This window comes from Kocuria sp. SL71, assembly GCF_026672465.1.
In the GTDB taxonomy this organism is placed as follows: domain Bacteria; phylum Actinomycetota; class Actinomycetes; order Actinomycetales; family Micrococcaceae; genus Kocuria; species Kocuria palustris.
This window is the reverse complement of record NZ_JAPPRE010000001.1, coordinates 165944-190143: the sequence shown is the minus strand read 5'-3', so window position 1 is coordinate 190143 and position 24200 is coordinate 165944. Positions and strand designations below refer to the sequence as shown.

Below are 24200 nucleotides of genomic sequence, written 5' to 3'. Positions count from 1 at the left end.
TCCGGTGGAATGCAGCCGCCCCGCAGTTCACTGCCGGGCGCTGCCGCCGTCCACCGCACGGGCCAGATCGGTCATGGCCAGCTCGCCGTGGACCCCCGCGCCTGCCATGAGTCCGGCTGCGGCGGCCGAGACCACCATGGTCATGGGCTGGCTGGCGTTGCCTGCGCTCCAGATCCCCGGGATCGGTGTCATCCCCTGCGGGTTCGTGGGGATCTGCCGCCCGAAGGGCGTCTCCCCGGGACAGGCCGCGGAGTTCTCCACCATGACCCCGCACGCGCTCGAAGCCCACCGCGGGCCGGCGGAGATCCTCACGATCTTCGATCACGACGGCGAGCAGGCGCACCTCCCTGGACGGTCCCAGGGCTGAGGCTCGCCAGACCGAATCAGCCCCTGGCGAGCTCGGTCCGCTGACGCATGCCGTACGTCGCCACGCGCCGAGTAGCGTTGGCTCCATGAACACGATCTTCGATTCAGTGCGCGGCCTCGGCTTCCGACGCGGACCGCAGCGGCTCGCCGGAGGCATCGGCGGCGCGATCGCCGCGCGGCTCGGGATCAACGTGTGGGTGGTCCGCGCGCTGCTGCTCGCCTCCTTCCTGCTGCCTGTGCTGGGCGTGGGCGCCTACGCGCTCGTGTGGGTGCTGACCCCTTGGCAGGACGGCAGCATCCCGCTTGAGCGGGCTCTTCGAGGCTGACGACCGTGGTCCTGGCCTCGCGAGTGCTATCGCTGCTCAGCGCCGCACTGTGGGTCCTGAGCCTCACCACGCCCGTCCTCGATTCACGGGACAAGGACGGCATCTCCATGATCCAGACCGCCTTAGGCGGCACCGAGAGCGGGCTGAAGGCGGACTGGCCGCTGTTCGCCGCGCTCGGTGCGGCCGTGATCCTGTGCGCGCTCAGTGCCTGGATCGGCCGCTCGCGCCGGTGGGCCCTTGCGGCGCTGATCGTCGCGGCGGTGTGGGGCGTCGTCCTCTGGCACATGATCGACACCGCGCCGTTTGCGCTCTGGGACGGCATGGACGCCCAGGGCCGACCCACCGGCGGCATGGTCGTGGCGGAGCCGGCTGCCGGGGCTTCGCTGTGGGGTGCTGGCATCGCCGCCCTGGCGCTGGCCGGCCTGCTCCGAGTGGCGGCTCGTCGCCCTGAGGCGGTCAGCGCCAACTGAGGCGCCCCTCGAGACACAGGACATCACGGGCGGCCGCCGCGCGGCCTCCGGCATCGATCGCGAGCCCGCATCAGGCCGGGTGCCGCTCCTTGATGACCTTCATGGCGAAGCGCGACTGCATCCGCCCCAGCCCCGGCAGGGCGCTGAGATGCTCGGTGCTGAAGCGCTCGAAGCTGGGCAGGTCCGCCACCGCGACGAGCGCCTCGATATCCGGGGCGCCGAACATCCGCCGGGCCTCGATGACCTCGTCATAGGCCACGAGTGCGACCTCGAACTGCTCGATCGTGGACTGGCGCTGGTCGGCGAGCTCGAATTCGACGTAGACCTGGAACTGCCGTCCGAGCGCCTCGGGCGAGATCCGCGCGTGATATCCCAGGATCACGCCCCCCTCCTCCAGACGGCGCACCCGGCGCAGGCAGGGCGACGGCGTGAGCCCCACCCGATCCGCCAGCTCGGTGTTGGTCAGGCTCGCATTCGCCTGCAGCTGGTCGATGATGGCGCGATCCACGGAATCCATAGCAGGATCTTGCCATTTCAGCGGTTCGTCCGGGCTGAATTTGGCATCGGCTGTCGCGGACTTCTTCCTACGCTGTCCCTCGTCAACGACGACCGACGCCGCCCGAGGAGGCCGCAATGGATATGGGACTGTGGCTCGCTTTCATCGCCGCGACGGGAGCGCTGCTGCTGCTTCCCGGACCGGACTGGGCCTTCATGCTCGCCACCGGTGCACGCCAGCCCCGGATCGTCCCTCCGGTCGCCGGGCTGACGATCGGCTACGTGATCCTCTCCCTCGTGGTAGCCACCGGACTGGGCCCGCTCATCGCCGCCGTTCCCGCAGCGCTGATCACGGTGACCCTGGCCGGAGCGGGGTACCTGGCCTTCCTGGGGATCCGCATCCTGCGCGCGCCGCGCCCGGCCGCACCCGATGCCTCGACGGGTGCGCTCGAGATCGTCCCCAGCGCGCCGGTGACGGCCGCCGCCCCGGGCCGGAAGGTCCTGCGCCAGGGCGTCGCCGTGAGCACGCTCAATGCCAAGTCGCTGGTCCTGTTCGTCGCCTTCCTCCCCCAGTTCGTCTCGACGACCGCGGCATGGCCCCTGTGGGTTCAGCTCGGAGCGCTCGGACTGACATGGACCGGCCTGGGCGCGATCTTCTATGTCGGTCTCGCCGCGGCATCTCAGAGGCTGCTGGCCGGACGCGACGGCCCCGCCGATATCGTCACCCGCATCACGGGCGCGGCCATGATCCTCATGGGTCTCTGGCTGGCCGGCGAGCAGTTCGCCCATCTGCTGAGCGGAGTGCGCTGAGCGGCCGACTGCGGGGCCCCGTCGGCAGGACGCATCAACGAGCGACGTCATCTCCATGCCGCCGTCGCACTCGACACCTCTCTAGGTACGGATCATACTTAGATACATGACAGACGCCGATCCACTGTGGCCGACCCCCTGGGTGCGCGCCGCCATGGGCACCGCCCTGCTGGCGGTGCTGGCCGAGGAGCCGCTGCATGGATATGCGATCGCCGAACGGCTCGCCGAACGCGGGCTCGGCCGCCCCAAGGGCGGCTCGCTCTATCCGCTGCTGAACAGCCTCGAGCAGCAGGGCGCCATAGCGGCGTCGTGGTCCCAGGGCGACAGCGGCCCCGGGCGGCGCACCTACCGCCTCACCGACGTCGGACGAGAGCGCCTGTCCCGGGAGCGCGACGACTGGCATCGCCTGGTCGCAGCGCTCGAGCCCTCTTCTCCCGCAGCTCACTCTCAGGAGGACGCACGATGACCGCGCAGAGCGATTTCCAGGCCGCCGTCGACAGAGTGGGCACCGCCCGCGGTGCTGAGGAGGATCAGGACTGGGCGCTGACCGCAGGTGGTCGGCTGCTGATGGAGGAGGTGCTGGAGCGTCGCATCGTCGAGGCCCTCGACGAGGTCGCCGAGCAGGTGGCCGCGGCACAGGAGCCTGCGCAGGAGCTCTTCGGCGACCCGCTGACCTGGGCGCGTGGGCAGGAGGCGGCCTGGCGCGAGCAGGGCATGGCCCTGAAGGCGCCGCCGACGACCAGCCCGCGCAACTTTGCGGTCGAGACGCTGATCATCGCGAGCTTCTACGCCGGCCTGTTCCTGCTCTACGAGCTGATCACCTGGTCCTGGGCCGACCCCCTGAAGCTGTCCTTCCTGCTGGCACCGCTTGCTCTGGCGCTGACGTCGCGGACGATCGCAGCCGTCCACACCGCGGTGACGGCGGCTCGATCGCACACCGCCGGAGTCCTGGCCGCGGTGGCCGCAGCGCTTCCCGGCATCACGCTGAGCGTGGGCGTCTTCGCGCTCGGCAATCCCGTGACGCTTCCCGGCACGGCCATGCTGGGCTTCCTGGGCGCGGTCGTCGCCTATGCGCTGCTCGCCTGGGCCACCGCACTGGCCTGGCCCGCGCGGCCCGCCAGGACCGCAGCGCCTCACGACGACGCCTCCTGGTACGACGCCCTGGGCGCTGCACTGCGCAGCCGCGGGGACCTCACGGATTCGCGGGTGAAGGAGATCCTGGCCGAGGCGCGATCCCATGCCCAGGAGGCCGGCACCTCGCCTGCCGAGGAGTTCGGGGCGGCGGAGGCCTACGCGCAGCGGTTCGCGCCGAATCGGGCAGTGGCGGCTCGACGCCGGGCCTGGATGACGACCGGCGTTGCTGGGCTGGTGCTGCTGGTCACGGTGATGGAGCTGATCGAGGGTGAGCATGTGCTTCGGTACGAGCTGTGGCTGCTGCTGGTCGTGGTCATCGCCGCGCTGGAGTGGCGCAGGGCGCGCAAGCTGAGCTGATTCCTTCCCGCCGGCGCCGATGATCAGGCCCGTTATGACGAGATTCTCCGTTGGATCGCGATGCTGTGGCGAGCAAAGTCGGCACAGGCCCGGTGGGCACTGGATCACCGCCATACTGAGCCCATGAAGGATCGTCTGGCTCCTCTGGACCTGCCCGATCAGTCCGAGCGCATGACGAAGACCCACGGCTGGCGACCCTTCCGGGCCTACGGGCGCTCCAAGCTCGCCGACATGCTGTGGGGCCCGGAGCTCAACCGCCGGCTCGCCCCGCGCGGGATCCCCGTGATGCTGGCCCACCCCGGCTGGGCGCTCAAGGCGCAGCGCGGCGCCCCGACCCTGCTGGCTCGCTCCCCCGAGGCCGCCGATCCGCAGCTGGCGCGGCGGCTGTGGGACGAGGCGGTCCAGCTCACGGGGACCGACCTGGACTGAGGTGACGCTCCTCGTCTCCATAGCTGCTGGCCCGGCCGCTTCGCGAGGCCGCGCAGAGTCCCGATGGGGACCGCCGCAGATCTGCTTGACTGCCTTCATGACGATCTTCGCTGTGCGCTTCTCCCACCTCGACAGGCCAGACCCGCTGGATGCCGAGCGCGTGATCGAGCAGTGGCGCCCCACCGGGGGCACATGGCTCTGACCGCGCACGGGCGTTCGCAGAATCTTCTCGCTCCGGACCTCACATCTCACCCATCCCGCGCGTCTTCAGGGCGATGACGATGAATCAGCCCTTCGATCAAGCAGTCCAGCGGCACGGCGAGACCGTGCTGCGGGTCTGCCGGGCCGTGCTCGGGCCCGGCCCCGACTCCGACGACGCCTGGTCCGAGACGTTCCTGGCCGCGCTGCAGGCATGGCCCGAGCTGCCCCAGGACACGAACGTGGAGGCCTGGCTGGTGCGCGTGGCCCACCGCAAGGCGATCGACATCACCCGGGTCCGCGGGCGGCAGGCGATCCCCACCGACGCGCTCCCCGAGCGAGGCGCCTCACAGGAGCTGCCCGGCGACGACGGGCGCGAGGTGTGGACGGCCGTGGCCGCACTGCCGCAGCGGCAGCGCCTGGCGATCGCCTATCACTACCTCGGCGGCCTTCCTCATGCTGAGACCGCACGGATCATCGGCGGCAGCGCAGAAGCGGTGCGCCGAGCGGTCTCCGACGGCCTCAAGAACCTGCGTCACGGCATGGGCGCGGACCACCCCACGAGAGGAGCCTCCCGATGACCGAGAAGACCCCGACGCCCTGCCCCGGCGACGACCTCGCGACCGAGCGGGACACGCTGTTTTCGATCGAGTCCTCTGCGGTGGCGGATCTGCGATCGCGCCTGTCGGCGCAGGCCGGCGAGCGGGGGCTGGTCGACGTCGCCTATCGCACCCTGGAGACCCCCGTGGGTCCGCTGCTGCTGGCAGCGACCGAGACGGGGCTGGTGCGTGTGGCCTTCGAGCGCGAGGGCTTCGACGCCGTGCTGGAGTCGCTCGCGCAGCGGATCAGTCCGCGGGTGCTGGAGGCGCCGCACCGCCTGGATGCTGCGGCGGTGGAGCTCGACGAGTACTTCGCGGGCCGCCGGCACAGCTTCGACGTGCCGCTGGACTTCGCCCTGTCCTCGGGGTTCCGCCGCAGCGTCCAGACCAGCCTGCTGGGCATCGACTACGGGCGCACCCGGTCCTACAAGGAGATCGCCGAGCTCGTCGGCAGCCCCCGGGCGGTCCGCGCGGTCGGCACGGCGTGCGCGACCAACCCGCTGCCGGTCGTGCTGCCCTGCCACCGCGTGCTGCGCTCCGACGGCGGCCTGGGCGGATACATCGGCGGACTGGAGGCCAAGACGGCGCTGCTCTCGTTGGAGAAGGCTGCCTGAGCGCTTCAACGGGCACCCCTCCGCGACGCAGACTTCACTCCGGACGAGTCCGCCCCTCCTCGACCTCTCGGACCAGCGCGGCGTCCTGGTCCTGGAGCACTCGGACATCCACAGACTCGATGCCCCAGAACGGCGCCTGAGCGCCTACGACCGGGAACTTCTCAGCCCCCTCCGACACAGCCAGTCTGTAGAGCTCGATGAGGCTCTCATCCGGCACGTCATTCGCCCTGGCCAGGGCCTCGAGCATCGGCGGCGTCAACGACGGGTGCGGCCGGGGACCGGTCAGCCGATCGGGTACCCGGTGACCGGGCCCTGGGCGTTCGGCTCCCAGCCGAGCTCCGGGGCGACGTGCTCGGCGAAGCTGCCCAGCAGGTTGAGGTTCAGCTCCGGACCCATGTGGGCGGGGATCGTGAGCATCAGGGTGTCCGACTCCATGACGGCGGCGTCGGCCTTGAGCTGCTCGACCAGCCGGTCCGGCTCGCCGACGTAGGACTTGCCGAAGGTGCTGCGGAAGCCGTCGATGATGCCGATCTGGTCCTGGCCCTCGCGCTGCAGCTGCCCGTACAGCGCCTGGTCCTCGGCGGTGACGATCGGGAAGATGCTGCGGCTCACGCTCGTGCGCGGAGTCCGGCTGTGGCCTGCGGCCTTCCACGCCTCCCGGTACTGCTGCAGCTGCTCGGCCTGCAGATCGGCGAATGCGGCGCCGGTGGCCTCGGTGAGCAGGGTCGAGCTCATGAGGTTCACGCCCTCGCGCCCGGCCCACTCGGCCGTCTCACGGCTGCCGGCGCCCCACCAGATCCGCTCGTCCAGACCCGGCGAATGCGGCTCGACGCGCAGCCGCATGCCCCGTCCGTGCTGGGCGGGATCGGCGTCGACCATCGTCTCCCCTCGCACGGCCGCCATCAGCTGATCGAACTTGGGGCGGGCGATATCTGCACCGCGCGGGTCGGTGGAACCGGTGTAGCCGAAGGCCTCCCAGCCGCGCAGCGCCGGCTCGGGCGATCCGCGGCTGATGCCGATGGCCAGGCGCTGATCGCTGAGCAGATCCAGCGCCCCCAGCTCCTCGGCCAGATAGAGGGGGTTCTCGTAGAGCATGTCGCGGTTGTGACACTCGTTCCGTAAGCTTGGTTGCATGGTCGAACTGGTAGCGCTGAGGAAGACGAACGAGGTGGCCGCGTACGTCCGCGCCTCCATGGACCGCAAGGGCGACCGCTGGACGGTCGATACGCAGCTGAGGAAGATCAGGGCGCTGGCCGAGGCCAAGGACTGGAACGTCGTCGAGGTCTACGAGGACAACGCCGTGTCGGCGACGAAGAAGCGCCGCGCTGGCACCCGCTGGGCCGAGATGCTGGACGACGCCCGCGCGGGCCGCTTCTCGATGGTGGTCGCTGTGGACATGGACCGGCTGCTGCGCAGCACGAAGGACCTCAACACCTTGATTGACCTGGGGCTGCGGGTCGTCACCGTGGACGGCGAGATCGACCTCTCGACGGCCGACGGTGAGTTCCGAGCGACGATGCTCGCGGCACTGGCCCGGTTCGAGGCCAGGCGTAAGGCGGAGCGTCAGATCAGGTCGAACGAGCGCCGACGCTTCGAGGGCATCCCGACGAGCGCCTGGAAGGCGTTCGGGTGGACGCGAGAGGGCGAGCTGATCCCGGAGGAGGCCGACGCCGTCCGGCGGGCCTTCGCCGCGTTCCTCGGCGAGCCGTCGCTGTCGATCCGGCGAATCCGCGAGGATCTGAACGGTGCCGGTCATCTCACCGCCCGCGGGTCGGAGTTCTCCGTCGATGCCGTGCGCTACCTCCTGGCGAACCCGCTCTACGCTGGCTACATCAAGCACTACGCGTCGGGCGAGCTGTACCCGGTGCAGGGCGACGCGTTCCCGCCCATCGTCGGCGAGCAAACGTGGCGGGCCGCGGTGGCGAAGCTGGAGGACAACGTGCGAAGGTCGGCGAGGCAGGGTAACCAGCCGAAGTACCTTCTGTCCACGATCGGGCTGTGCGGGAAGTGCGGCGCGACGCTCGTCTCCGGGACGAACAGTCGCAAGCAGCCGACGTACCGCTGCGGCGAGCAGTTCCATCTCACCCGCCAGCGCGAGCCCGTCGATGCGATGGTGACCGAGGCGGTGCTCACCCGCTTGTCCTCGGTGGATGTGCACAACCTCGTGATGCCGCAGGAGGACGATGGGCCAGATCACGAGGAGTTGCTGACGGAGCGGAACGCCCTGGTCGAGCGGGTGAAGGAGCTGAGCCCGCTGCTGCGTGACATCCATCAGCCGGTCCTGGAGATCACGGCGGCGATCAACGACGTGAAGGCCCGCATCGATGAGATCGACGCGGAGCTGCTCGACCGTTCGGTGTCGGTGGCGGCGAAGTTGCTCGCGGACGTGGACGAGCCGGTCGGCACCGCGGAGCGCCGCGAGGTGGTCGAGGCGAAGTGGAAGACGTTGGACGTGGACCGCCGCCGGATGCTCGTGGACGAGCTGGTGACGGTGACCATCGAGCCCATCGCGCCCGGTCACGTGAAGTTCGACCCCGACCTCATTCGTATAGAGCCGCGTCGCGACTGACACGCGAGTCGACTCGTCAGTGGACTGGTGAGTCGACTCGTGGGAGAATGGTTGCAGACAAGAAGATCCCACCGGGGGCCAGACTTTGAAGCTGGCGGTACTACTCCCGGATGAGTAGCCGGTCAAACAGCCCAATTACCGTGGCGGGGAACCGGAAGCACACTCATGTTTGAGGACTTCCGATGTCTGTCGTTATCGACGCTCCCCGCGCATCTGCGCTGGACTGCCCTGGGCTCGACCAGGATTCGACCCCCGATCCGCAGGCTGATGGGCTCGATCCCGTCATCGCTGCCGCCCTCGCCGCCGGTCGCCGAGCTGGTGAGCGCCTGGCCCGCACGCCGCTGACTCCGCGCCAGCGGGCCGCGGTCGCCGCCGTGATGGGTGGTGATCGCTGATGAGCGCCAACTCCGCCGCCTTCGCCCACGTGAACGGCTTCCGCTGGCGTGTGGGCGACCCCACCCTCGCCGACAGCGAAGCGCACCTCTACGACCTCGGCGTGCTCCGCTCCGTGCTGGAGGAGGCCGTCGAGATGGCCGTCGCCGATGCCCGCGCCGACGGGGTGACCTGGGCCAAGATCGGCGACGCCCTCGGCGTCACGCATCAGGCCGTCATCAAGCGTTACCGCAAGGGTGGTGCCCGATGAACGCCGCCGAACGCACCAGCGCCACCGCTCCCGCTGACCTGACCAGCCCGACCGATGGGCCTGGCCTGGCATCCGCCGGAGGCGGGCTGCCCGTCGTCGTGATGCCCGTCCTCATCCGTGCTCCGCACTCCAAGAGTTCTGGAAGCCTCATCCGTTCCTACGGGCGCGGCAAGGGCTTGTCGATTGCCGCGCCATGCAACAACATGCCTGGTCAGCTGCCGGTTTCGCCTTCGCTCCACCGCGTGACCCCGCAGGATCATTTGGGGGTCAATAGGGGGTCATTTAAGGCGCCGCACGCTCCTTCCGACGTCCTGGGCGGTGGTCGCCGTGGCTGAGCAGGAGAACAACCCGACGAGCATCGGGCTCACGCAGTACCTCGATCCGTCGTACTGGACCTGGGCCGCCGAGGACGCGAACGGGGCCGCGCTGCTCCAGCAGGGAGCCGGGGCGGTCCTCGCCTACGTGGTGCAGCGGCTCGAGGCGATCGGCTGTGAGGTCGTCGAGGCCTACGGCATCGTGCACGACAAGGACGAGCGCGAGGTCTGGAGCGACACCGAGAAGACCCTCGTGGTCGAGCCGAAGCCGGATCACCTGCACGCGGTGATCAAGTTCGCCAGCCGCGCGAAGAGCGCGCCTCTGGATCGGCTCGCGTTTGGCATCGGCGTCGAACCGCAGTACGTCGAGAAGCCCGGTCGCGGGCGGTACGCCTTCGACAACATGCTCTCGTACCTGACGCACGTGAAGTACGCGGACAAGCACCAGTACGCGCCTTCGGAGGTCGCCACGGTGCGCGGGCCGGACTACCTCGGCATCGACGCCCAGCGCCGGGAGACGTGGCTCAAGGGTCGCGCCCACGTGAAGAAGAAGGTCGTCGCCGAGAACTTCGAGGACATGCGCGAGCGCGTGCTCCAGGGCGAGATCACGCGCGATCAGATCATGCTTACCGATGAACTGTTCGACATCTACTCGCGGCATCAGCGGGAGATCGACGATGCCCTGTCCGCCTACGGTCAACGCCGCGCGTACCGGGCGGCGGCGAAGCTCCGCGCCGGTGAGTTCTCGACGCACGTGGTATTCGTGCACGGGGATGCCGGTATCGGCAAGACCCGGTTCGCCACGGACTTCATCACCGAGGCGATCAACGCGGCGAACGCCCACGGCGAGCGGTGGCAGGTCTACCGGGCCGCCACGGGGAACCCCCTCGATGACTGGCGCGGGGAGGAAGTGCTGGTGCTCGACGATCTGCGCGCCTCGGCGATGGACGCGAACGACTGGCTGCTGCTGCTCGATCCGTACAACGCCTCCCCGGCGAAGGCGCGCTATAAGAACAAGGGCGAGGTGGCCCCGCGTCTCATCGTCATCACGGCGACGATCGAGCCCGTCGAGTTCTTCTACTACGCCCGTCAGAAGGGCAACGTGGACGAGGCGCTGGACCAGTTCATCCGCCGCCTGGCCTCGGTCGTGAAGGTCTACCGTGCCGACGAGATCAACCGCTACCTCGTGCAGCACATCGGAAGGATCGAGCCCTACGAGTGGCATCAGTGCAGCGTTCCGGCCGCCGCGCACACGCCCGGCATGTACGGGAACGCGTACCACCGGAACGCCGGGTCGCGGGAACTGACCTACGGTCCGGAGACCTCGGCCGACCACGACGCGGACGGCGCGGTCGCGGAGCTGCTGAGCGGGCTCGCCGTGCGGAGTCCGGACGTGCCGCTGGCACTGATCGGAGGTGCCGCATGAGCACCGAACTGGACGCGCTCTTCCAGGGGGTCGAGGGGGCCGGAGGCCCCTCGCAAGCAGGCATGGAGGACACGAGCGTCAGCGATGTGTCCGACATGCCTACTGCTTGCCACTCTGGCGTACAGGTGGAGCAGCAGACCGACTCCCAGGTGAACACGGGTCGGGCTGATGCGGAGGCTGTGCGGCAGAGTCACGGCGGCGCGAAGCGTCGTCGTGGGGGCCGCGCGAAGCTCGATACCGACTTCGGAGAGGCCACGCTCGCGGCGCTTCGCACTCGTGCGAAGCGGCTCGGGCTGGCTCCGAGCACGTGGGTGCGGGCCGTCGTGCGCGATGCCCTCCACGCCTCTCGGAGCGAGGAGCTGGACGCCGCCGTGGCCGCGCACCTGCTCGGCGTCGAGGCGCGCGCGCAGGTGTCGGCGGACGCGCGCGAGCTGGCCGCGCAGATCCGCCCGCTGGCGATCAACGTCAACGACCTGGACCACCGAGCACGTGCCGGTGAGGCGGTGGCGCTGTCGTCGGAGGTGCCCGAGCTGATCGAGCTGCTGCGCGAGGTCCGCGCCCTGCTCGGTGATCGGACGGCGTCATGAGCACGACGCACTACAGCCCGAGCGCCAGCGCCGCCGACACGGAGCGCTATATCCGGGGCAAGGAGGACGAGCGGGGCGTCGCGATCACGTGCGATGTGCCGGGAGGCCCCGGCGCGTTCTCGGCGCGCGCTCGGGCGCTCACGCAGAACACGACGCGCGAGGTCGAGGCGCTGCACTACCGCCAGTCGTTCAGCGACGAGGAGTTCGACCCGAAGAACCCCGAACACGTGCAGCGGGTGAACGACCTGGGCTACCAGCTCGCCAAGAAGATGCACCCGGATTCCGACTGCCTCGTCGTCAGTCATGTGGATGGGCGGGGAAAGAAGCCGCACAACCATATTTTGGTTCTCAATCACAACAACCGCACGGGAAAGGCGCTCTCGGACTATCGCACGTTCCACGACCGCAAGGCCGGGAATCAGAAGGGCGTGCAGTCGGCGAACGACGAGCTGATGCGTGAGCACGGGCTCTCGGTCGTGAAGCGGCTGGAGCACGCGCCGAAGGACTGGGAGCTGCGCCGCGAAGACTTCGCCGAGGGGTCGCTCGACCGCGAGATGGGCGACCGGATGAGTGCGGCGCTGGCCGATCCCCGCGCGGTGGACAAGGCCGGTCTGGTCTCGGTGATCGAGGAGCAGAACCAGCAGCTCGGTAATGACGGGGATCGGGTGCCACGGATGCGGCTGCACAGCCCCGTCAGCAAGAAGGGCAAACGCGCCGGGCAGGAGACCTGGACGCTCTACATCGAGGACCGCCGCGGCGAGTCCGGGCGTGCCGAGCGCCGCAAGCGCACGAGCGCACTCTCGGCGGACTTCACCCCGGAGGGCGCGCAGGCGTTCTTCGACTACCACCAGCAGCAGAAGGAGCAGGAACATGAGCGCAGCACTCGACAGGCTGAAGCAGCAGAACGGGCCCGTGCAGTCGCCGCAACCGCTCGGCAGTCCGGAGACGCTGGAGCTGTTGACCTCGATCCTCGCCGCCGTCGAGGCGCAGAATACGAGGATCGCCACGCTGACCGAGCAGCAGAAGAAGCTCGCGGGGTTCGTGAAGGTGGACAGCGAGGAGCAGGAGAAGCAGCTCTCCGCGATCTCGCATCAGCTGACCTCAACGTCGCCGCCGCCGGAGTCGAACGAGAACAGCGAACTGCTCGCCGGAATCGCGTCCACTCTCGCGGGTATGAGCGTGAACCTCAACGGGGAGAGTCTGAAGGGCTCAGCCTCTAAGTCCGAGGCTGCCGCCAAGCATCTCGATGAGAGCCGGGCTAAGTTCGAGCGGGCCGCGAACGGTGCGCAGAAGGCCTGGCGGGAGTCGATCACCCAAGCCAGCGCCGAGGCGACGAGTGCGATCAGCACGGCCCGGGATCAGGCTGTGCAGTCGATCGAGAGGGCCGCTGCCGACGCCGGGGCCGTGGCAACAGCCAAGATTGACGCCGCGAACGAGCGGGCCGAAAAGATCATCGCCACAACGGCGAAGCTGGAGGCCCGTCAGCTTTGGTCTGTCGCCGCGTCGATGTGCCTCGCGCTGCTGCCGGTCGCAGTGATCGTCGCGGGTGTTTGGATGGCCGTCGCCGGGCTTATCACGGGCGCTCAGTGGGCCCTCGACGTGGACGGGAGCGTGTGGCTCGGGATCGGTCGCTGGCTCGTGGTCTCCATGGGCCTCGCCGGGGCCGGCTACGGACTCTTCGCGTCCGTCCGCTGGGTCGCCGGTCTCGTGGAGACCTGGAAGGGCCGCGGGATGCCGAGGTGGCCCCGTTGGCGGTGATGGCTGGATCCGATCGAGCTACCGGTTCCGATCAGCAGTCGAAGGATTTTCGCAGCAGCCAGTCCTGCGGCCTCGGTGCCGCCGCCGTAGCCTGACGAGCATCCCGGCCGTGACGGCCATCGCGACGGCGATCCCGGCACCGATGATCCAGGGATTGCCGAGGAGCCCTCCGACGCCTGCGAGTGCTCCGCCCGCCGCGATGAGCGGCAGGCCGCAGCAGAGCAGCAACGGAAGCGCGCAGCATGCCAGTAGGAGCAGCCCGGTCCCTGCGGCGACGATGGGACCGGCGCGCCGTTCGTCGCGGTCGTGATCGGCGCTCATCGTCTGCACCTCTTCCGGATGAGATCTCCCCGATTGCATGCGTTGCCGTTCATGCGCAGCACGAGAGCAGTGACGGGTCGGTGGTGAAGGACTTCGCGGCGATCCGGATGCCTTCGGTCATGGTCAGGTAGGGGGCCCAGGCGTCGGCGACTTCGGCGATGGTCTTGCCGAGCACGTGGACGCCTGCGGCGGCGAGTTCCCCGGCGTCCTTGGCGACGGCGGTGAGGCCGAGGATCTCGCTCGTATCGGCGTTCACGACGATCTTGATGAACCCGCGGGTGTCGCGGTTGATCACCGCCCGGGGCACATACTCCAGGGGCAGCACGCGGCAGTCGCAGCGGATCCCCGCGGCGACGACCTCCTTCTCGGTCATCCCGACCGCGCCGATCGCCGGTCCGGTGAACGTCACCCGCGGCAGATGGGAGTAGTCGACGGACCGGTCGGCGTCGGCGAACGCGTTCTCGGCAACGAGGGTGCCGTGGTGGGCCGCGACGTAGACGAACTCCGGGTGCCCGGTCACGTCGCCCGCGGCCCAGATCCGCGGGTTCGACGACTGCAGATGGTCGGAGACGACCACCTCGCCGGAGTCCCCGGTCTTCACCCCGACCGCATCGAGGTTCAAGCCGTCGGTGACGGGACGGCGTCCGAGGGCGACGAGCACCTGGTCGGCGCGGAACTCCTGCGAGCCGCCGGACACGTCCGCGGTAACCACGACCTGCCCGGTCGCCGCGTCCCGGGACACCCGGGTCGGCACCGCGCGGCGGACCACCCGGATGCCCTCGTCGGCGAACACCTCCTGCAGTGTCCGGGACACCTCCGGCTCCTCCTTCGACGCGAGCCGGGACCGCACCAGCACGGTGACCTGGGAGCCGAGGCGGGCGAACAGCTGCGCCTGCTCCAGGGCAACGTAGCCGCCGCCGAGCACCAGCATCGACTCGGGGACCTCGGTCAGGTCCATCGCCGTGGTCGAGGTCAGGTACCCGGCCTCGTCCAGGCCGTCGATCGGCGGAGCCCACGGCCGCGCACCGGTGGCGACCAGGTAGTGCTCGGCCTCGATCGTCTCGACCGCTCCGTCTGCGGCGGTGACATCCAACACCGGCGCGTCCGGGGTGCCCGCGAACCCGGCGTCTCCCCGCCGGACGTGCCACCCGTATGAATCGGCGACGTCGGCGTACTTCTCGCCCCGCATCGTCTCGACCAACGCCTGCTTCCCGGCGATCAGCGCGGGCATGTCCACTGGGCCTGCCGTCGTCGCGATCCCCGGGAACCGGTCGGCGGCGTCGGCGGCGACGTGCCGTGCATCGGCGGCGGCGATGAGGGCCTTCGACGGCACGCAGCCCGTGTTCACGCAGGTGCCGCCGAGCGTGCCACGCTCGATCATCACCACCGACTTCCCGAGCATGGTCGCGCGAATCGCGGCGGCGAACGCTCCGCCGCCCGATCCGATGATGGCGAGATCGTACTTCGTAGGCATCGCTGCTCCCGTCAAGGCTTGGACTTCTGTTCCGTTTCAGCCATACTGGACCTTCCAGTGCAGGGGAAGGCCAAGCGTGGCCCCTGCCGAATGATCGGAGGCCGCAATGCGCATCGGAGAACTCGCCGAACGCGCGGGCACCACCTCGAAGACGCTCCGGTTCTACGAAGAGCAGGGACTGCTGCCCCCGGCCGACCGGACGCCATCCGGGTACCGCGACTACGCGCCCGACGCCGTCGCCCGGATCGACTTCGTTCACCGTGGCCAGGCCGCAGGCCTCACCCTCGCCCAGATCCGCCAAATCCTCGACATCCGCGACAGCGGCCACGCGCCCTGCGAGCACGTGCGAGACCTCCTCGACGCGCGCCTGGCCGAGATCGAGCAGCAGATCGCCCAGCTCACCGGCCTGCACGGCACCATCGCCGACCTCCGGCACGACGCCGCGCACCCGGACCCCGACACATGCAGCCCAGACCAGGTCTGCCGGTACCTGTAGAGGGACGCGGAAGTACGCGCCGTTGACGCCCATCTCGTCGGCGCCCTCGGCGATCTCGACGGCGTCGTGGAGGACCTGACGCGCGTCGGGATCGCCGGGGCCGCGCCCGGAGCCGTAGTGACCGAAGCTGAGGAATCCGAATGCCTTCATGCCCCCGTCAACCTGGTGGACGTGTCAACTATTCCCAGGTCGATGTCAGGGGCAGCCGCACCGGACATCGACCCGGGATGGGCCGATTCACAACCTAACGGCTAGGTGCGAACCCCGCACTGCGACGCGGTTTCATCATCCCGCGCCGGGTCGCACCGCGAGCTGATCCCGCAGTGACGGATCCCGCTGCGGCACCTCCGAGTACCGATCCTCACGATGAAGACACCCCATGACGAGGTGGTTGAGCCGGTGACTGCTGTCCAGCCGCGACTTTTGGGTTGACCCAGGGCGGGGTGCCGTTGTCCTCGACGAGGAAACGTTTACCCATTGAGTGCGTCCGTTCTGGGGTCAGGCGAACTATCGCTGGGCTTCGCCGAGGCGAGCGGCGGGCGTGAGGTCGGCGGCGAGACCGCCGCCGGTCGCAGCCCGGGCAAGAGCGCGACCCAGCGCAGGTGCCTGCTTGAACAGATTGTGACCGGCCACAAAAAGGACAGAGTCTGTCTCCCACACGGCCACGCCGTCCTCGCTCCATGGGAGGTCGGTCACCCAGCAGTGAAGAAAGTCGCGCGGCTCTGGGTGGAGACCGGGCAGCGCCCGTGTCACGTATTTGCGCGCGCGTTCGTCCAGCGATCGAATCGCCGCAGGGTCGATGAACGTTCCGTCGTCGCGGACGCCGACGGTGTCGCTGAGTCCGACCGAATAGCTGCTGTTGCCCGGTAGCGGCGTCGCGTACACGCCGACTTCGCCGAAGACGCCGCTGCTGTCCTGCAGGCACGCGACTCGTGCCGGGGCGGCGTCTTTCACGTCGAAGGTCAGCCGGACGTGTGCGGCAAGGCGAACCGGCAACGACAGGCCGACGCTGCGGGCCAGGCGGGCGGTTTCGCGGCCGGCGCACACGACCACCTTGGAGTAGACAGCCCGGTCGGCGACGCTGCGCACCTCGACCGTCCCATCGGCGCGGGGATCGATGGAGATGACCTCTGCGGTGGTGACGGCATCTCCGAGGGCACCCGCGAGTGCCGTGATCGCGGCGCGGGTGCGGATCGCGCCGCCCGACTCGTCGAGCATCGCTGGCCCCGAGTACCCAGCGAGCAGCGGCATTCGCTGGGCGAGCTCGACTGCATCGATCTCGTGCGCTTCCACGCCGCCGACCTCGTCGAGCACCCGCAGCCGCGCCAGGGCGCTGTCGCCGATCGCCACGACACCGTCTGATGAGACCAGCTCGACGTCGAAGTGTTCGGCCCACTCATCCCATATGCCGCGGCTTTCGCGCGCGAAAGCGACGAGTCGCGGGTCGTCGTGGGCATGCCGGAAGATCCGCGACTCGCCCGCGGACTGACCCGTTCCAGGCAGACCGGCCTCGTACAAGCGCACCGGCACGCCCTGCTCCCGCAGCGCGTACGCCGTCGACAGACCGACGATCCCGCCCCCGATCACTGCTACCTCGGGTGAACGCGTCGGGGCAACGTCGTCGTCAGTTCCTGTCATCGCGGTTCCTCGATCTGTTAGGGATGTGCGATAGGCCACAAGATTAAGGAGCCGCTGCCACGACGTCAACGAGCTGTGTCAGGCCGAAGCCACCGCGCGCAACGACCCCTCATGTCGGGGTCAGTACTCCCGGTCTGTGGTGTCAGGCGGGAAGTTTGGAGCCCAACACGTCGAGCTTCTCGATCGTCGGTTCGGAGAACAACGCACCGGTCTGCTCGCCGAGAGCTGCCGCAACAGGGCCGGACAGGTGAGCGTCACGTCCGGCGTCATCGGGGAACACGTCGAAGATCCCGAAGGAGGAGGGCCCGAGGCGGATCGCGAACCACGCGGTGGTCGCCGGCTCCTCCTCAACAAGCGCACGGCCGCTGTCAAGGAACTCCTTCACGTCGTCCTCCTTGCCGGGCAACGCGTCAAACCTGACCAGCAATCCCTTGGTCACACTCATGATGTCTCCTCTTCCTTTGTTGTGGTGCCCGCAATTTGGGACACGATCGCCTCGGAGAACGCCGGCAGGTCCTCCGGCGAGCGGCAGAGAACCTGGGCCGATTCACTATGGCTATGGTGATCGCTCCTATATCGTACCGAAAACGAAAGCAGTAGCTCGTTGAGGGATCCCTCAGCGGGCATTCATTCGGGCAGGGCTTACGTACGCCAAGAATCTCAGCCCCACCATCCACCGCCGACCTATTGCCTCCTCAGTGGTCCGGACCTGCATCGGAGTCCTCTGCACGAGATGTGTCGTCGTTCTGCGCCGCGTCGTGGACCGCGCTGTCATTGTTCTTTGCGCCGCGTGAGCGGCGCCGCGCCTCGCGCCGTGCGCGCTCCCGGTAGCTATAGGCGGCCTCGAGCACCGACTCTTCACTTTCGAAGCCAGACCCAATCGCACCCGCGATCGTCGCAGCGGCGGTCGCGAACAGGGTCACCAGGAGATACTCGCCCAGTCCGTATCCGTCTCCGGCGTACTGGCTGAACACCTCCGGAGTGAAAACGATCAGCGCGGCAGTCAGGTTCAGGACGAACAGCCCCGCATAGCCGCACGTCAGCCCAATAGCGAGGGTCAAGACAGTCGACGCGTTGAACAGCACCGTTCGCTCACGTTCCTGCGGCGGCAGATCTTTGGCTCGTTCCCAGAGGTGGTGATAGACGATGAGCCAAGTGATCATCACCGTAATTGAGGCAACGACGACGGCGACCAGCTGCCACGCTGCCATGGTGAGTGCGAGTTCCCACAGCGTGGCATTCAACAGATAGAACGCGCTGAACGCGAACGCTCCCACCAACGCCCCTCGGAGACCGGAGACCAGCCGCCACGGGCGATTATCCCGGACCATTCCCACGAGCAGCCGCAGACGCCCGCGGTTCGCGAAGATACGGACGTCGACCCCGTCTTGGTCTGGGGTCGTCCTCTCGAAGGCGCCGCCCAGAGCCGGGACCCGTGACCGCCGATGCGCCTGGGACCCGTCCTTCGGAATGGTCCCGCCGCGCATGTCCCCAATGAGCTGTGTCACCACCTCTGACACTCGCCTTCGTAGGCTCATGGCCCCGAAGGCCGGCAGTGAAACCACCGCCACGTTCCGACTGTGGTCGGCGTCAGCGACGACGGGGCGCCGGTCGATCATCAGTGGGAGGTCGGTCACGCATACTGCGATGTCCCAGCCATGTTCCCGCTTACGCTCGACTGCCAGGTCCATCATCTCAAACCGCTTCTCGTCACTGGGAGGCAGCCTCTCTCGGTGCACGTCCACTCTCCAGCGACCGTCAGAGAGCTGCTCGGCGAGTAGGCCAGGCAGTTCTCGTTCGAGATGCTTCGCGACTGACAGGGTGGTGGCGACCGGATCAGCCACCACCCCGACCACTACCTCCCCCGTCGGGTTTTGCGTCGTCCCGATGGGTTCACTCTTGTGAGTCGTCAAAAGTCGACTCCTTCCGCGTTGTCAGTTCGCGTGCTCCTACCGGCTTCTCAGAGTCTCGATTCCTCACCCTAGAGTGCTTCAGCTGATTTCAGGCACCAGGGAAGCAACCGCGGTTCATGTCAGGCGAGAGCACAAGCAGACCGGCGGCCTTGAAGTTCTCTTGCTACCCCATTCCTTGAGTGGACACTCGAGCCTCCACGTCCCGCGTCAGTCTTAGGAGGAGGTGGGGTTGAGCACCACTTTAGTCCACCCGTCATCGCGGGCGTCGAAGTGTGCGTAGGCGTCCGGGGCGTCGTCGAGCGGGAGATTGTGGGACACGATCCACGAGGGCGTGACCTTATCGGCGAGCTGGATCGCCGTGGGACTGACGCTGGGTGCGTACCTCAACTGGCTCATCGTCGCGCCGCGGCTGCGCGCGTGCACGGAGGTGTCGCGCAACTCGATCACCGTGCCCAGCTTCTTCGAGAACCGTCTGCGCGACCGCTCGCGCCTGCTGCGCATCGTCTTGAGCGTCATCATCCTCGTGTTCTTCACCCTCTACATCTCCTCCGGCATGGTCGCCGGCGGCGTCTTCTTCGAGAGCTCCTTCAACGGCGTGCAATACGAGATCACGTATTCGCAGTCGGCCCTCAAGTCGTTGCGCAAGCTCGACCGGGTTGTCGCGCAGCGCATGGTGCTCGCCATTGGTCACCGTCGCGAGGTCTACCGCTGACAGCGGCCAGCCGCGCCCGTGCACGATCGACGCCCGATCGTGCCTGATAAACCACGTCCCCACCCCATGGGCTAGAGTCGACGGCGAACAACAGACGCGGGAGCTCGGTGAACCGGGCTGAGAGGACGGCTGACTGGCCGTCGACCGCACGAACCTGTCCGGGTAATGCCGGCGAAGGGACACGTCGATGCTCAGCACCACTGTCACAGCACTCATTCTCACCCTCACCCTGGCGAGCTTCTTCGTGGTGGGCCTGCGCACGGGCGCGGACCGATCCGTCGAGGAATTCGCCGTTGCCCGCGGCACCCAGTCCGGCGCGGCCCTGGGCCTGTCGTTCTTCGCCTCGGGCGTGGGCTCCTGGATGCTCTTCTCCGCCCCCGAGGTCGGCGCCACCGGCGGGATCGCCGCCGCCGTGGGCTACGGGGTGGGCGTCGTCCTGCCGCTCGTGGGCCTCCTGCTGGTGGGTGGCCGCCTGCGCCGTCTGCTGCCGGAGGGCTACGACCTCGCCCAGTTCGTCCGCCTCCGTTTCGGTCCCGGCATGCGGGGCTACGTCCTGCTCATCTCGATGCTCTACATGTTCACGGCGCTGGCGGCCGAGCTGACCGCCGTCAGCAGCGTGCTGGGCCGCATCTCCGACCTGGATCCCCGGATCGGCATCATCGCGGTCGCGGCCGTCACCGCCGCCTACACCGCGGTGGGCGGGCTGCGCGCCTCGATCGGCACGGACCGCTGGCAGTCGTGGCTGCTCTTCGCTCTCGTCATCGTCATCGGGGGCTGGCTGGCCCTGCGCGGCCTGGGCCTGCTGGAGACCGCACCCCTGACCACCGCCGAGGCCGGGGCCAGCACCCCTGCCCTGCCCGCCTCCGCATTCCTCACCGTCGACTGGACCGGCATCGAGGCTGGTGTCACCGTCGCCATCGCGGTCACCGCGACGACGCTGTTCCACAACGGCTACTGGCAGCGCGTGTGGGCCGCCCGCGACCTCACCGCACTGCGCCGCGGCGCCGTCCTGGGATCGCTCACCCGCTTCCCCATCGTCGTCGCGGCCGGGTGTGTGGGCATCGTCGCGGCAGTCCTGGGTCTGGATCCCGGGTCTCCCCCGGCACCGTTCTTCGCGCTCGTGGCGGGCGGGCCCACGTGGCTGCTCCTGGCGATCCTCGTGCTCACGCTCACCCTCATCGCCTCAACCGCGGACACGCTGCAGAATGGCATCGCTGCCGCGATCGCCGTGCGCGCGCCACGACTGGGAGTCACGGGGGCACGCGTCCTCACAGTCATCGCGACGCTCATCCCCGCAGCGATCGCCTTCCAGGGGTTCTCCGTCCTGCGGCTCTTCCTCATCGCGGACCTCTTCTGCGCCGCGACCCTGGTGCCAGTCCTCCTGGGGCTGTGGAGCCGCACGACGCGGACGGGTGCGCTGACCGGCGCGGTCGCGGGCCTCGTGTCCGCCGCCGGGTACGGGCTGGTCGTCACCGGGTTCGATCCCGGTCATGCCCTGGCGGTCACGACGTTCGCGGACGGGCTGACGCTGGGGCCATTCGCCGCAGCACTCCTGGGCTCGGGGCTCGTCACGCTGGTGCTGAGCCTCCTCACCCGACCCGCCTCTCCGGCACAAGGCGACACGCGCGCGACCGCGCCCGCCGCAGCGGGCCTGCTCGATCGCTGAACGAGAGGATTCCACGATGACGACAGCCTCGTACTCCACGAGCCACGACACTGCAGATCTCTCAACACTCGATGCGGACATCCTCGCCTTCATCCAGTCCGAGGAGCCTGATCCCGCCACGTTCGACGCGCTGGCGCTGCGGCTCTTCGCCCATCAATTCGAGGCCAACCCCGCGTACCAGCGGTACTGCCGCAGCCGGAAGGCCACACCCGACCGGCTGCGACACTGGAGCGAGATCCCCGCTGTGCCACTGACCGCGTTCAAGCGCCTCACGCTCACGACCGTCCCAGAGAAGGATGCCGCCGCTGTCTTCATGACCTCCGGCAGCACCGATCCCGCCAGCCGAGGCCGCAACCACCACCGGCACCTGGCGCTCTACGACGCCTCGCTCCTGCGCGCCTTCTGCGACCGGTTCCTGCCGGAGCAAACCAGTCACTCGAGCGACGCATCCGCGGGCCGCGACCGGATGCGCATCGTCGTTCTCAACGCACCGCGCGAGCAGTCGCCGCATTCGTCGATCGCGCACTTCTTCTCCACCCTCGTCGATCATCGGGGCACTCCCGACAGCCTCCACCTCGTGAGCGAGGACGGGCTCGACGTCGACGCAGCTCTGAAGGCCTTCGCGCACGCCCAGGACACCGGCGAGCCGTTGGCAGTCCTGGGCACGTCGTTCTCCTTCGTCCACCTCCTCGACGCGATGGCCGACGCGGACAGGACGTTCCAGCTCCCTGCACGCTCCCGTGTCCTGGACACCGGCGGCTTCAAGGGGAAGTCGCGCGACGTGACAGCCGAAGACCTGCGCCTGGCGTTCCGTGTGCGGCTGGGTGTGCCGGAGGATCACTGTGCGAACTACTACGGCATGACGGAGATCAGCACGCAGTACTACGACCGCACTCCTCTGGGCACAGGTCCGGCAGACCGAGCGCACGCCACCCCCGCGACGGACTCCGACGCGTCCACAGCCGCCACGACGGCCCCGGCCGGCGACGACGCCCCGGGCGAGCACGCGAAGGTCGTCCCCCACTGGGCGCGCCTGGTCGTGGTCGATCCGCTGACACGCGCGCCAGTCCCCCACGGCGAGTCGGGCCTGCTGCTGCACCTGGACCTGGCAAACGCGAGCTCCTGCCTGGCCGTCCTGTCCGACGACATCGGCTGGGCGGTCGGCTCCGATCCGACAGCCCGCGCCCACACCTCACCAGGACTGGGAACTGCGGACGTGGTCCTGCGCGGCCGAGCCGCAGGGGCAGAGGCCCGCGGATGCTCGCTCGCACTCGATGAGGTCCTCAGCGCCAATCGCGCACCAGTCGCCCCGCCCTCCCGCCCATGACCCTCGACGTCTCCTTCCTCCCGCAGCTCACAGACGCGGAGCACAGTGCCCTCACGTGGACGACATCCACGCGCGGAGGCGTCGCGCTGCAGGCGCCGGAACCCACCCCGGCGCTCGTCACCACTCTCACCGAGCGACTGCGAGATGCCCAGCAAACTCACCTGGCCAACCGTCCTGTGCTCGATATCGTCGACGCGCTGGGCCGCGTCCAGGCACTGTGGGCGAACCCGGACTTCTCCCTGCGGCGCACGGCGGAGGACGCGCTCCCCCGCCTCACCGGGTACGCGCCCCTGCATGTGCGCCGCACCCTGCGCGACTACCTCACGACGTTCCGCCGCGATCGGCTGCTGCGGTTCCTGGCGCAGGACTTCCCGGATCCGGGCGTCCTCGACGGCTTCCGCCCTTCTCCTGCCGGTGGCCGCCGGCGCGCTCGGGGCCCCGCCGTTCTCACACAGATCTTCGCGGGCAATGTCCCCGGGCTGCCCGCCTGGGATCTGGTCTGCGGACTGCTCGTGAAGTCCGCATCTCTGGGCAAGCCCGCCTCAGGCGAGCCGCTGTTCGCCTCGCTCTTCGCCCGGTCCCTCGCCGAGGTCGATGCCGACCTCGCCTCCTGCCTCGCCATCCTGCCCTGGCCCGGTGGGGACGACGCGATCGAGACCGCCGCGTTCGCAGGATCGGATGCCGTCGTCGCCACGGGTTCGCGGGCTGCACTCGCGGACCTGCGCACCCGCGTGCCCGCGCGCGTGCGGCTCATCGAGCACGGCGCGACCGTGAGCGTCGCGGTCCTCGCCGCCGAGGCCCTGCGCACCGACCACTTCCAGGAGACCGCCCGCAGGCTCGCCCGGGACATCGCCCACTACGACCAGCAGGCCTGCCTCTCCCCTCACGTCGCATACGTGGAGACGGTCAGCCCGCACGAGGACCGCCCGCCGGTGACGTCTCCGCCTGCAACGGTCGTGCAGTCGGCACCTGTGCCGACAGATGTCCCGGACCAGGGAGTCCCGATCGACGTGTTCGCCGCGGCTGTCGCGACGGAGCTCGCTGCGATCGAACGCCGGAATCCGCGCGCACCGCTCACGCTCGAGGAGGCCGCTGCGTGGACGAGTGCGCGCGAGGACACGGAGTTCTCCACGTGGGACGACGAAGCACAGTCGCTGTTCACTGCCGGCGACGACTCTCCCTGGGCTGTCTCGGTCGAGACTGTCAACTCACCGTTCCAGGCGTCCCCGCTGGGACGTTTCGTGCGCCTGATCCCTGTGACCGAACCGTCAGCGATCGGTCGCAGCTTGGCTGGGGTGACACGCATCGTGCAGTCGGCAGGCCTGGCCACCGCACCGGCCAGGGCGGAGGAGTTCGCAGAGGTGCTGGCGGCCTCGGGCGTGGACCGGGTGGCCGCGCTGGGACGGATGGGAGCACCGGCGGCCGGCTGGCACCACGACGGGCGCCCTGGCCTGGGCGACCTGGTGACATGGACGGACCTCGAGCCGTCTGTCGATGCGGAGCTCGAGCTCTACGACCCGGACGACCGGTCCGGCGCATGAGACAGACAGGAGACGGG

26 protein-coding genes, 2 pseudogenes and 1 riboswitch are annotated in these 24200 nt (G+C 69.0%); of the genes and pseudogenes, 20 read left to right on the top strand and 8 right to left on the bottom strand.

What is annotated here, in order from left to right; all coding sequences use genetic code 11:
- Positions 1–27 precede the first annotated feature (27 nt).
- Positions 28–264, bottom strand: a complete 237-nt coding sequence (locus OVA15_RS00905) for a hypothetical protein (RefSeq protein WP_162138730.1) — start codon at positions 262–264, stop codon at positions 28–30.
- A 188-nt stretch (positions 265–452) separates the two neighbouring features.
- On the opposite strand from OVA15_RS00905, the gene OVA15_RS00895 reads away from it, so the two are divergent.
- Together OVA15_RS00895 and OVA15_RS00890 are read left to right on the top strand one after the other, a co-directional pair.
- Positions 453–692 (top strand): PspC domain-containing protein, encoded by a 240-nt coding sequence (locus tag OVA15_RS00895; RefSeq protein WP_006215424.1) that lies wholly within the window; start codon positions 453–455, stop codon positions 690–692.
- Between the two features lie 5 nt (positions 693–697).
- A complete protein-coding gene (locus OVA15_RS00890; protein ID WP_053447008.1) occupies positions 698–1162 on the top strand; it encodes a hypothetical protein in 465 nt (154 codons plus the stop codon).
- A gap of 70 nt (positions 1163–1232) precedes the next feature.
- Here OVA15_RS00890 and OVA15_RS00885 read toward each other — a convergent pair whose 3' ends face one another.
- On the bottom strand, positions 1233–1679 hold the full coding sequence (locus OVA15_RS00885; RefSeq protein WP_024290990.1) for an Lrp/AsnC family transcriptional regulator: 447 nt from the start codon (positions 1677–1679) through the stop codon (positions 1233–1235).
- A 116-nt stretch (positions 1680–1795) separates the two neighbouring features.
- Here OVA15_RS00885 and OVA15_RS00880 point away from each other — a divergent pair, with 116 nt between their 5' ends.
- From OVA15_RS00880 to OVA15_RS00855, 6 genes are all read left to right on the top strand, one after another.
- On the top strand, positions 1796–2467 hold the full coding sequence (locus tag OVA15_RS00880) for a LysE family translocator (protein ID WP_053447007.1): 672 nt from the start codon (positions 1796–1798) through the stop codon (positions 2465–2467).
- A gap of 106 nt (positions 2468–2573) precedes the next feature.
- A complete protein-coding gene (locus tag OVA15_RS00875; RefSeq protein WP_024290992.1) occupies positions 2574–2933 on the top strand; it encodes a PadR family transcriptional regulator in 360 nt (119 codons plus the stop codon).
- Positions 2930–3958 carry a hypothetical protein gene (locus tag OVA15_RS00870; protein WP_268142471.1) on the top strand — a complete coding sequence of 343 codons (1029 nt, stop codon included), beginning with the start codon at positions 2930–2932 and terminating at the stop codon, positions 3956–3958. The genes OVA15_RS00875 and OVA15_RS00870 overlap by 4 nt, the downstream gene beginning before the upstream one ends.
- 123 nt (positions 3959–4081) lie before the next feature.
- Positions 4082–4387 carry a hypothetical protein gene (locus OVA15_RS00865; RefSeq protein ID WP_053447005.1) on the top strand — a complete coding sequence of 102 codons (306 nt, stop codon included), beginning with the start codon at positions 4082–4084 and terminating at the stop codon, positions 4385–4387.
- A 281-nt stretch (positions 4388–4668) separates the two neighbouring features.
- Positions 4669–5166, top strand: a complete 498-nt coding sequence (locus OVA15_RS00860; protein ID WP_053447004.1) for an RNA polymerase sigma factor — start codon at positions 4669–4671, stop codon at positions 5164–5166.
- Complete coding sequence (locus tag OVA15_RS00855) at positions 5163–5798, top strand: methylated-DNA--[protein]-cysteine S-methyltransferase (protein ID WP_053447003.1); 636 nt, start codon at positions 5163–5165, stop codon at positions 5796–5798. Before OVA15_RS00860 ends, OVA15_RS00855 begins: the two co-directional genes overlap by 4 nt.
- A gap of 34 nt (positions 5799–5832) precedes the next feature.
- Here OVA15_RS00855 and OVA15_RS00850 read toward each other — a convergent pair whose 3' ends face one another.
- The gene (locus tag OVA15_RS00850; protein WP_268142467.1) at positions 5833–6015 is read right to left on the bottom strand and encodes a hypothetical protein; all 183 of its coding nucleotides are present in this window, start codon (positions 6013–6015) and stop codon (positions 5833–5835) included.
- Between the two features lie 65 nt (positions 6016–6080).
- Positions 6081–6893, bottom strand: coding sequence for an LLM class flavin-dependent oxidoreductase (locus OVA15_RS00845; RefSeq protein ID WP_268142465.1), 813 nt, complete (start codon positions 6891–6893; stop codon positions 6081–6083).
- 97 nt (positions 6894–6990) lie between these two features.
- On the opposite strand from OVA15_RS00845, the gene OVA15_RS00840 reads away from it, so the two are divergent.
- The 7 genes and pseudogenes from OVA15_RS00840 to OVA15_RS00810 all read left to right on the top strand — a co-directional run bounded on the left by OVA15_RS00840 (position 6991) and on the right by OVA15_RS00810 (position 13095).
- Positions 6991–8367: a recombinase family protein gene (locus tag OVA15_RS00840; RefSeq protein WP_442786742.1), complete on the top strand. Its 1377-nt coding sequence runs from the start codon at positions 6991–6993 to the stop codon at positions 8365–8367.
- Positions 8368–8549: 182 nt separating this feature from the next.
- Positions 8550–8762: a hypothetical protein gene (locus tag OVA15_RS00835; RefSeq protein ID WP_053446998.1), complete on the top strand. Its 213-nt coding sequence runs from the start codon at positions 8550–8552 to the stop codon at positions 8760–8762.
- On the top strand, positions 8762–9010 hold the full coding sequence (locus OVA15_RS00830) for a helix-turn-helix domain-containing protein (protein WP_035123395.1): 249 nt from the start codon (positions 8762–8764) through the stop codon (positions 9008–9010). Before OVA15_RS00835 ends, OVA15_RS00830 begins: the two co-directional genes overlap by 1 nt.
- Positions 9011–9328: 318 nt before the next feature.
- Positions 9329–10750, top strand: coding sequence for a Rep family protein (locus OVA15_RS00825; protein WP_326493248.1), 1422 nt, complete (start codon positions 9329–9331; stop codon positions 10748–10750).
- Positions 10747–11337 (top strand): hypothetical protein, encoded by a 591-nt coding sequence (locus OVA15_RS00820; RefSeq protein ID WP_035123391.1) that lies wholly within the window; start codon positions 10747–10749, stop codon positions 11335–11337. The genes OVA15_RS00825 and OVA15_RS00820 overlap by 4 nt, the downstream gene beginning before the upstream one ends.
- Positions 11334–11795, top strand: a pseudogene (locus tag OVA15_RS13335) (relaxase/mobilization nuclease domain-containing protein); the annotation flags it as partial. The gene OVA15_RS00820 and the pseudogene OVA15_RS13335, both read left to right, overlap by 4 nt.
- Before the next feature lie 412 nt (positions 11796–12207).
- Positions 12208–13095, top strand: coding sequence for a hypothetical protein (locus OVA15_RS00810; protein WP_442786714.1), 888 nt, complete (start codon positions 12208–12210; stop codon positions 13093–13095).
- Positions 13096–13465: 370 nt separating this feature from the next.
- Here OVA15_RS00810 and merA read toward each other — a convergent pair whose 3' ends face one another.
- Positions 13466–14890 carry a mercury(II) reductase gene (gene merA, locus OVA15_RS00805; RefSeq protein ID WP_268145549.1) on the bottom strand — a complete coding sequence of 475 codons (1425 nt, stop codon included), beginning with the start codon at positions 14888–14890 and terminating at the stop codon, positions 13466–13468.
- Positions 14891–14996: 106 nt separating this feature from the next.
- On the opposite strand from merA, the gene OVA15_RS00800 reads away from it, so the two are divergent.
- Positions 14997–15386 carry a heavy metal-responsive transcriptional regulator gene (locus tag OVA15_RS00800; protein WP_268142456.1) on the top strand — a complete coding sequence of 130 codons (390 nt, stop codon included), beginning with the start codon at positions 14997–14999 and terminating at the stop codon, positions 15384–15386.
- 507 nt (positions 15387–15893) lie between these two features.
- On the opposite strand, the gene OVA15_RS00790 is transcribed toward OVA15_RS00800, so the two are convergent.
- The 3 genes from OVA15_RS00790 to OVA15_RS00780 form a co-directional block, all read right to left on the bottom strand.
- A complete protein-coding gene (locus tag OVA15_RS00790; RefSeq protein WP_268142454.1) occupies positions 15894–17024 on the bottom strand; it encodes an NAD(P)/FAD-dependent oxidoreductase in 1131 nt (376 codons plus the stop codon).
- A gap of 142 nt (positions 17025–17166) precedes the next feature.
- Entirely contained in the window at positions 17167–17469 is a 303-nt protein-coding gene (locus OVA15_RS00785; protein ID WP_058871375.1) for a putative quinol monooxygenase, read from the bottom strand.
- Positions 17470–17719: 250 nt separating this feature from the next.
- Positions 17720–18937: a hypothetical protein gene (locus OVA15_RS00780; protein ID WP_268142452.1), complete on the bottom strand. Its 1218-nt coding sequence runs from the start codon at positions 18935–18937 to the stop codon at positions 17720–17722.
- Between the two features lie 337 nt (positions 18938–19274).
- Between OVA15_RS00780 and OVA15_RS00775 the strand changes: the two are divergent.
- The 4 genes and pseudogenes from OVA15_RS00775 to OVA15_RS00760 form a co-directional block, all read left to right on the top strand.
- Positions 19275–19541 (top strand): annotated as a pseudogene (locus OVA15_RS00775) (sodium:solute symporter family transporter); the annotation flags it as partial.
- A 194-nt stretch (positions 19542–19735) separates the two neighbouring features.
- Positions 19736–19846, top strand: a riboswitch (TPP riboswitch).
- Entirely contained in the window at positions 19837–21315 is a 1479-nt protein-coding gene (locus OVA15_RS00770) for a sodium:solute symporter family transporter (protein ID WP_206391307.1), read from the top strand. Its footprint overlaps the riboswitch before it by 10 nt.
- Positions 21316–21331: 16 nt before the next feature.
- Complete coding sequence (locus tag OVA15_RS00765; RefSeq protein ID WP_206391308.1) at positions 21332–22642, top strand: LuxE/PaaK family acyltransferase; 1311 nt, start codon at positions 21332–21334, stop codon at positions 22640–22642.
- Positions 22639–24183 (top strand): acyl-CoA reductase, encoded by a 1545-nt coding sequence (locus OVA15_RS00760; protein WP_137803192.1) that lies wholly within the window; start codon positions 22639–22641, stop codon positions 24181–24183. The genes OVA15_RS00765 and OVA15_RS00760 overlap by 4 nt, the downstream gene beginning before the upstream one ends.
- Positions 24184–24200: the final 17 nt, after the last annotated feature.